Source organism: Serratia sp. (in: enterobacteria) (genome assembly GCF_046715635.1).
Taxonomy (GTDB): domain Bacteria; phylum Pseudomonadota; class Gammaproteobacteria; order Enterobacterales; family Enterobacteriaceae; genus Chania.
In genome coordinates this window covers 1-7,402 of record NZ_JBKJYW010000325.1, presented here as the reverse complement: position 1 = coordinate 7,402, position 7,402 = coordinate 1, and the positions used below count along the sequence as shown (strand labels likewise).

The 7,402-nt window shown below is 55.3% G+C and carries 7 protein-coding genes and 3 tRNA genes; 5 read left to right on the top strand and 5 right to left on the bottom strand.

What is annotated here, in order from left to right:
* Positions 1-147: 147 nt before the first annotated feature.
* From prfC to ACLQ7H_RS17245, 3 genes are all read right to left on the bottom strand, one after another.
* Positions 148-1,737, bottom strand: coding sequence for a peptide chain release factor 3 (gene prfC, locus ACLQ7H_RS17255; RefSeq protein ID WP_411753717.1), 1,590 nt, complete (start codon positions 1,735-1,737; stop codon positions 148-150).
* A gap of 192 nt (positions 1,738-1,929) precedes the next feature.
* A complete protein-coding gene (rimI, locus tag ACLQ7H_RS17250) occupies positions 1,930-2,373 on the bottom strand; it encodes a ribosomal protein S18-alanine N-acetyltransferase (RefSeq protein WP_411753716.1) in 444 nt (147 codons plus the stop codon).
* Entirely contained in the window at positions 2,318-2,755 is a 438-nt protein-coding gene (locus ACLQ7H_RS17245) for a DNA polymerase III subunit psi (RefSeq protein WP_202672752.1), read from the bottom strand. Before ACLQ7H_RS17245 ends, rimI begins: the two co-directional genes overlap by 56 nt.
* A gap of 294 nt (positions 2,756-3,049) precedes the next feature.
* On the opposite strand from ACLQ7H_RS17245, the gene rsmC reads away from it, so the two are divergent.
* Positions 3,050-4,093, top strand: a complete 1,044-nt coding sequence (rsmC, locus tag ACLQ7H_RS17240; RefSeq protein ID WP_065683642.1) for a 16S rRNA (guanine(1207)-N(2))-methyltransferase RsmC — start codon at positions 3,050-3,052, stop codon at positions 4,091-4,093.
* Between the two features lie 248 nt (positions 4,094-4,341).
* On the opposite strand, the gene ACLQ7H_RS17235 is transcribed toward rsmC, so the two are convergent.
* Positions 4,342-5,334 carry an aldo/keto reductase gene (locus tag ACLQ7H_RS17235; protein WP_411753715.1) on the bottom strand — a complete coding sequence of 331 codons (993 nt, stop codon included), beginning with the start codon at positions 5,332-5,334 and terminating at the stop codon, positions 4,342-4,344.
* A gap of 117 nt (positions 5,335-5,451) precedes the next feature.
* Between ACLQ7H_RS17235 and ACLQ7H_RS17230 the strand changes: the two genes are divergently transcribed.
* From ACLQ7H_RS17230 to ACLQ7H_RS17215, 4 genes are all read left to right on the top strand, one after another.
* Complete coding sequence (locus ACLQ7H_RS17230) at positions 5,452-6,354, top strand: LysR family transcriptional regulator (RefSeq protein ID WP_411753714.1); 903 nt, start codon at positions 5,452-5,454, stop codon at positions 6,352-6,354.
* 114 nt (positions 6,355-6,468) lie between these two features.
* A tRNA-Leu gene (locus ACLQ7H_RS17225) sits at positions 6,469-6,555 on the top strand.
* A gap of 35 nt (positions 6,556-6,590) precedes the next feature.
* A tRNA-Leu gene (locus ACLQ7H_RS17220) sits at positions 6,591-6,677 on the top strand.
* A 48-nt stretch (positions 6,678-6,725) separates the two neighbouring features.
* A tRNA-Leu gene (locus ACLQ7H_RS17215) sits at positions 6,726-6,812 on the top strand.
* A gap of 77 nt (positions 6,813-6,889) precedes the next feature.
* Here ACLQ7H_RS17215 and ACLQ7H_RS17210 read toward each other — a convergent pair.
* On the bottom strand, positions 6,890-7,174 hold the full coding sequence (locus ACLQ7H_RS17210) for a DUF1435 domain-containing protein (protein ID WP_411753713.1): 285 nt from the start codon (positions 7,172-7,174) through the stop codon (positions 6,890-6,892).
* Between the last annotated feature and the right edge of the window lie 228 nt (positions 7,175-7,402).

Below are 7,402 nucleotides of genomic sequence, written 5' to 3'. Positions count from 1 at the left end.
ACATGGCAGATCTCTCATTCCACGGCATAAGCAGCTCCACTCAGAAGTACTCATACCTATGTTGTAAGTGTCTACCATGTCCCCGAACAAGTGTTCATGATGTCCCCGGTCTGTACAGGGAGAGGGTTAGGGTGAGGGGCCGCTAGATCAATGCTCGCGAGTTTTGCGGAACACCACTTCAGGGTAACGTTCCTGCGTCAGGTTGAGGTTAACCATGGTTGGCGCGATATACGACAGGTTATTGCCGCCGTCCAGCGCCAGGTTCAGCTCACTCTTACGCTTGAACTCTTCGAATTTCTTCACGTCATCACACTCTACCCAACGGGCGGTGGAGACGTTCACCGATTCATACAGCGCTTCCACGTTGTATTCGCTCTTCAGACGGGCAACCACTACGTCGAACTGCAGCACACCTACCGCACCAACGATCAGATCGTTGTTGGCGATTGGGCGGAACACCTGCACCGCGCCCTCTTCCGACAGCTGGACCAGCCCCTTCAGCAGTTGTTTCTGCTTGAGCGGATCGCGCAGGCGGATACGGCGGAACAGCTCTGGCGCAAAGTTCGGAATACCGGTGAACTTCATATCCTCACCCTGGGTGAAGGTATCGCCAATCTGAATGGTACCGTGGTTATGCAAGCCAATGATGTCGCCTGGGTAGGCTTCCTCAACGTGCGAGCGGTCGCCAGCCATAAAGGTCAGTGCATCGGAGATCACCACGTCTTTACCGGTACGTACCTGGCGTAGCTTCATGCCTTTTTCATAGCGGCCAGACACTACGCGCATAAACGCCACACGGTCACGGTGTTTAGGATCCATATTCGCCTGGATCTTGAACACAAAGCCGGTGAATTTCTCTTCGGCAGCGACGACTTCACGGGTATCGGTTTTACGCGGCATTGGCGCAGGTGCCCAAGCCACCAGCCCATCCAGCATATGATCGACGCCGAAGTTACCCAACGCGGTACCAAAGAACACCGGTGTCAGTTCGCCTGCCAGGAAGGCTTCCTGCTCAAACTCATGGGAAGCGCCTTGCACCAGCTCCAGCTCATCACGCAGCTGTGTGGCCAGGTCTTCACCAACGGCGGCATCCAGATCCGGGTTGTTCAACCCCTTAACGATGCGCACTTCCTGAATGGTGTGGCCTTTACCGGTCTGGTACAGATAGGTTTCATCTTTATAGAGATGGTAAACCCCCTTGAACAGCTTGCCGCAGCCGATCGGCCAGGTGATCGGTGAGCAGGCGATTTTCAGTTCGCGCTCAACTTCATCCATCACTTCCATCGGATCGCGAATGTCACGGTCAAGTTTATTCATGAAGGTCAGGATCGGCGTATCGCGCAGGCGGGTAACTTCCATCAGCTTACGGGTACGATCTTCGACGCCTTTGGCGGCGTCGATCACCATCAGGCAGCAGTCCACCGCCGTCAGGGTACGATAGGTATCTTCGGAGAAGTCTTCGTGCCCCGGGGTATCCAGCAGGTTAATCAGGCAGTCGCGATATGGAAACTGCATCACCGAGGTGGTGATCGAGATACCACGTTGTTTTTCCATCTCCATCCAGTCGGATTTGGCGTGCTGGCTGGAGCCACGACCTTTAACCGTACCGGCAGTCTGGATAGCGTGTCCGAATAACAGCACCTTCTCGGTGATGGTGGTTTTACCCGCATCCGGGTGCGAGATAATGGCGAAAGTTCTTCTTTTCGCAACTTCGCGGGCGAATTCACTAGGAGACATGTTTTTCACGTTTCTATGGTTAGTCCGCCCTGCTCATCATCACAACGCGCCGATCGCGGCGCCAGGCAAAGCGGTAATAAAAAGATAGTAGCCGAGTATTTTCGCTGATTTACCAACCGGTGACAATCAATGGTTTCTTCGGCACAACATAATGGCAGGCCAAACCGGCTGCACAAGGGGAGTTATAAGTCGCTACCCCAGTGGCAGCGCCATAACGATCGCGTCTTCACGGCCACTGGCTGCGGGGTAATAGTTGCGGCGCACCGTGACTTCATTGAAGCCAAGGTCTTCGTAGAGCGCTATCGCTCCGCTATTGGAGGCTCGAACTTCCAACCACAGCGTAACCACACCACGCGTTTCCAATTGCTCGATCACGGCGGTCAGCAACATGCGGCCAAAGCCCCGGCGCTGCCAGCTTGGGTGGATAGCAATATTAAACAGCGTGGCTTCATCCAGTACGATTTGGGTAATGGCAAAGCCCGCCATCTGCCCTTCGGTTGCCAATTTCAGGTTAAGGTAACGTTCGCCCTGATTGCTGGCTAGCGTCGCCTCCGTCCAGGGAAACGCATGGCTGGCTTGTTCAATCTTGAAGGCTGTGGCCAGATCGGCCGCTGTCAGGGTAGAAATGCTGTTCATGATGACAAATCTGCTGCCAGAGTGCGCGTTTCGCACTCGCATCTTGAGAAAGCTCGGCCAGCGCCGGGCTATGTAGCTGCGCGCCGGCCACCGCTAGCGGCTCCGTGACGCCCAACCGCCAACTGTTGCACTCGGTATCTTGCGGCAGCATCGCTACCTGATCCGGTGTCAGGCCATAGGTTTGTGCCGCTGTCAGCCCCAGGCTGCGCAGCACGTCACAAAACAGCGGGTCGTGCTGATCTGGCAATGCCTGCGCCACCACCAGCAGGCGCACGTTCGGGGGCACGCTTACCGCCACCTCCCCCTGCAACACTCCAGGGCGGCGTAATGTCCACTGCGTAATCCCCAGCTGTTGTAACAACCAGTCGCGTTTTGATGCCATGCCGATCCCCGTGTGTGACGCACCCTACCTGCCCTATGCCGCGCTATGCTAACAAACCCGCGCAGCCTGCGCTATGACCCGTTAACTATTCAAATTATCACCGCTGCCTATCCCCAATAGATTTCAAGCTGCGGCTAACCCTTATCCCCAGGAACTTAGATTAACTAAGTGGCTAGGGTAAGGGCGCGCAGGGAACAACGCTGCTGCTTGAAAGATGAAGGGGGATAAAACCCGTCGAACATCTGGCCACAAAGCTCTATAATCCCCAGCTAAATCTTGAGGAGCCGAAAACTGATGTCTGCATTAACCCCCGCCAGTGAAGTCATGCTGCGCCACAGTGATGAATTTATGGAACGCCGCGTGCTGTTTGCCGGCGATCTGCAGGATACCCTACCGGCCCAATTCGAGGCCGCGGATGTGCGTGTCCACACCCAGCAATACCATCACTGGCAGTTACTGAACCGGACGATGGGAGAGCATGCACAGTTCGGCCTGACGGTCGATCCCGCCTTCGTCGCCGAGTGCGATACGCTGGTGTATTACTGGCCAAAGAGCAAGCAGGAAGCGCAGTTCCAACTGTGCAACATCCTTGCCCTGCTGCCTGTGGGCGCAGAGATTTTTGTCGTCGGTGAAAACCGCAGCGGTGTGCGCAGCGCAGAACAAACTCTGGAAGGCCATGCCACGCTTGCCAAGATCGACAGCGCTCGCCGCTGTGGGTTATATCATGGCCGCATCGATGTGCAGACCCAGTTTGATCTGGCCGACTGGTGGGAAAGCTATCAGTTGCACGATCTGGAAGTGAAGACGCTGCCTGGCGTGTTTAGCCGTGACGGCCTGGATGTAGGCAGTTCACTGCTGCTCTCTACGCTGGAAAAACACATGAAAGGCAAAGTGCTGGACGTGGGTTGTGGCGCTGGCGTAATGGCTTCCGTACTGTCTAAACTGTCGCCGAAAATGAAGCTGACCCTCAGCGACGTCAACGCCGCTGCCGTAGAGTCCAGCCGGGCGACATTGGCAGCCAACGGTATTGAAGGGGAAGTGATCGTCAGTAACGTCTACTCCGACATTACCGGCCGCTTTGACCTGATCATCTCCAACCCGCCGTTCCATGACGGCCTGGCCACCAGCCTGACCGCCGCAGAAACGCTGATCCGCGGGGCGTTAAAACACCTGCCAATCGGTGGACAACTGCGTATCGTCGCCAACGCCTTCCTGCCTTACCCAGACATTCTGGATGCCACCTTCGGCAGCCATGAAGTGTTGGCGCAGAACGGCCGCTTCAAGGTGTACAAAGCCACCGTAGCCCGCCAGCCACGCGATGCGAAGAAGAAAAGATAACAAGCCCCTCACCCTAACCCTCTCCCACAGGGAGAGGGGATCGATCGTGCCACCATTTGACTACGGCACCCTGCCTATAAGTTCGGCCATGCTACAGATTGACTTCTGTACCTGAACACAGCTCCGTACCAGCCCCCTCTCCCTCGCACAAATGTTAATGACGCCTGCGATCTGTACAGCGGGAGAGGGTTGGGGGTGAGGGGAAATTGCTCGCCTTGAATGACAACCTTTCTCCCCAAGGTATGCCATCAGCCGTTAATAAACTCCATACTTACTGGCGTATAGCGCGCCCCAGCCACGCCTGTCAGTGGGAATACTGCCTCGATCGCTGCCAGTTCTTCCTCGCTTAGCGTGATCTCCGCTGCCGCCACGTTCTCTTCCAGATTACGGCGGCGTTTGGTTCCGGGGATCGGTACAATGTACTCCCCCTGCGCCATCACCCAGGCCAATGCCAGTTGTGACGGGGCAACGCCTTTCTGCCTGGCCAGTTCACTGACCTTGGCCACCAGCTCCAGATTGCGGGCGAAGTTCTCCCCCATAAAACGCGGATTGCTACGGCGGAAATCATCTGCCGCCAGGTCCTCGATACGCTGGATTGCCCCGGTCAGGAAACCACGCCCAAGCGGGCTATAGGCGACAAAGCCAATGCCCAAACGTTGGCAAGCGGCCAGTTGTCCCTGTTCAGCATCCCTGCTCCACAGGGAATATTCGGTTTGCAACGCGGTGATCGGATGCACCTGGTGTGCACGCTCTAAAGTCGCCACGGAGGTTTCACTCAGGCCGATATGGCGGATCTTGCCCTCGGCGATCAGATCCGCCAGAGTGCCAACCACCTCTTCGATTGGCACCGTCGGATCGACCCGATGCTGGTAGTAAAGATCGATGGTTTCTACCCCCAACCGCTGCAAGCTGCCTTCTACCGAGCGGCGGATATAGTCCGGTTTACTGCTCACGCCCCGCGCAGTGGGATCGGCCGGATCGCGCACAATACCGAACTTGGTGGCCAGAAATACCTGGTCGCGTTTGCCTTTGATCGCCTTGCCTATCAGTTGCTCATTGGTGTGCGGGCCGTACATATCTGCGGTGTCCAGCATGGTCACGCCCAGTTCCAGCGCACGATGTAGCGTGGCGATCGCTTCTTGCTCATCATAACCGGTGGAGTAGAAATCGCTCATCCCCATGCAACCTAAACCCAGGGCAGAGACGAGGGGGCCATTAGTACCTAATTTGCGCTGTTGCATTGTGTGGTCCTTGTTGAACATGGATGTCGAAACAAAGTCTGGTTGTTTATGCCACAAAGATAAATAATGCAGATTGCACATCACTGTTCATAAATCACCAACAATGGGGGCGGCAAGATGGATCAAGTTCAGGCTATGCGCATCTTTACCCGGATCGTGGAACTTGGCAGTTTCAGCCGCGCGGCAGAACGGTTACAACTGCCGCGTGCCACGGTCAGCAACGTGCTCAAACGCCTGGAGCAGCGGCTTGGCGTCAGATTATTGGTACGCACCACGCGTCAGGTTCAGGTCACCGCCGAGGGGACGCTGTACTACCAACGTTGTCTGCATCTTTTGGACGCCCTGGAAGAAGCAGATACCCTGTTCAGCCACCACAAGCTGCAACCCACCGGTAAAGTGCGGATCGATATGCCCCATTCGTTGGCGCGGGAAATCGTCATCCCGGCGCTGGATGAGTTCTATCAGCGCTATCCAGAGATAGAGATTGCGCTGGGGGCTAACGACACCCATGTCGATCTGCTGCGTGAAGGAGTGGACTGCGTGCTGCGGGCTTGGGAAACCTCAGACGACACCCTGGTTGCGCGGCGGATTGCCCAACTCCCCCAGCTCACCTGCGCCTCTCCTGGTTATCTACAGGCGTTTGGCACTCCGCTGTCGTTAGATGAGCTGCAACATCATCGGGCGGTGGGCTATTTCTCGTTGGTGAATAACCGCAACTACCCGCTGGAATTTTGCCGTGATGGTCGCCTTGAGCTGCGCGAGTTACCAAGTAGATTGAGCGTTAGCGGGGCCGATGCCTACACCAGTGCCTGCCGTGCCGGGTTGGGGTTGATCCAGGCAGCGCGTTATACGCTCTCCCCCTGGTTGCAGAGTGGTGAACTGGTGGAAGTGCTGGCCGAAACGCCGCCACCGCCGATGCCGATCTACATCATGTATCCGCCCGGCCGTTTCCTCGCTCCGCGTGTCAGGGTATTGATTGATTGGCTGATTACGTTGTTTGAAGGCCATAAAAACCACTGATATGCCGTTTTTTACAGCAAACGCCGCTAATCCGGGAAATAACTATTGACGTCCCCGCCAAAATCTCTAGAATTCGCCTCCGTGGTAGCGTTACTCCGGTAGCGTATCTGGTATGCGAAGGTGGCGGAATTGGTAGACGCGCTAGCTTCAGGTGTTAGTGTCCTTACGGACGTGAGGGTTCAAGTCCCTCTCTTCGCACCAAATAACCACATGATTTATATTGCACAGCATCGAATGCGAAGGTGGCGGAATTGGTAGACGCGCTAGCTTCAGGTGTTAGTGTTCTTACGGACGTGAGGGTTCAAGTCCCTCTCTTCGCACCAAGCTGGCGACGTAATATAAATCGAAATCAAAGCAACAACATCGACTGTGCGAAGGTGGCGGAATTGGTAGACGCGCTAGCTTCAGGTGTTAGTGTCCTTACGGACGTGAGGGTTCAAGTCCCTCTCTTCGCACCAATTGATGACCTCTCCGATTACACCCCAGTATCAAATCCCCAGCAAAACCTAACACGCCAATGCGTGGTTTTTTCGTTTTAGCTAAAGCTGAAATGCAGGCTGATCGCGGCTAATCCACCGGCCAATGCCATACAGGAAGGCAGCAACAGATAGTGACGCCAGCGGCTGTTGAACAGCATCACCAGCGTTGCCAACATGGCGGTCACCATCAGGCTACGCAGTTGCATCATATCCAGGTCAATCATTGCCAGGAACGGCATCAGGGCGCAGGGTAATAACACTCCCCAGGCACTGGCAAGCCGGTTCCCAAGATACCAACTGACCCCCCATAACCCACACGCGGTAATCATGGCTGCTAGCATGGTCGCCACCTCAAGATGATAATGATAAGCAATATCATATAACACTTCTTTTTAACGCGCATCATTTCCACTCTCTGATAGAAACTTGGCGTCAAGAGGGGCAAAAACTGGCTATTTTTCCTTCTGGCGCGGCATCCATTAGGGGAAACATGAAAAAATTTTTATATTCGCCGCTTTTACCACATGCGATTAAGACAATGGCGCATTACACTAGGTGAAAACTTACGC

Excerpts from the sequence above, each read along its gene's own strand:
- ACLQ7H_RS17245 (WP_202672752.1), bottom strand. The coding sequence starts at position 2,755 with ATGGCATCAAAACGCGACTGGTTGTTACAACAGCTGGGGATTACGCAG.
- ACLQ7H_RS17235 (WP_411753715.1), bottom strand. The coding sequence starts at position 5,334 with ATGCAACAGCGCAAATTAGGTACTAATGGCCCCCTCGTCTCTGCCCTG.
- rimI (WP_411753716.1), bottom strand. The coding sequence starts at position 2,373 with ATGAACAGCATTTCTACCCTGACAGCGGCCGATCTGGCCACAGCCTTC.
- ACLQ7H_RS17230 (WP_411753714.1), top strand. The coding sequence starts at position 5,452 with ATGGATCAAGTTCAGGCTATGCGCATCTTTACCCGGATCGTGGAACTT.
- rsmC (WP_065683642.1), top strand. The coding sequence starts at position 3,050 with ATGTCTGCATTAACCCCCGCCAGTGAAGTCATGCTGCGCCACAGTGAT.
- prfC (WP_411753717.1), bottom strand. The coding sequence starts at position 1,737 with ATGTCTCCTAGTGAATTCGCCCGCGAAGTTGCGAAAAGAAGAACTTTC.
- ACLQ7H_RS17210 (WP_411753713.1), bottom strand. The coding sequence starts at position 7,174 with ATGCTAGCAGCCATGATTACCGCGTGTGGGTTATGGGGGGTCAGTTGG.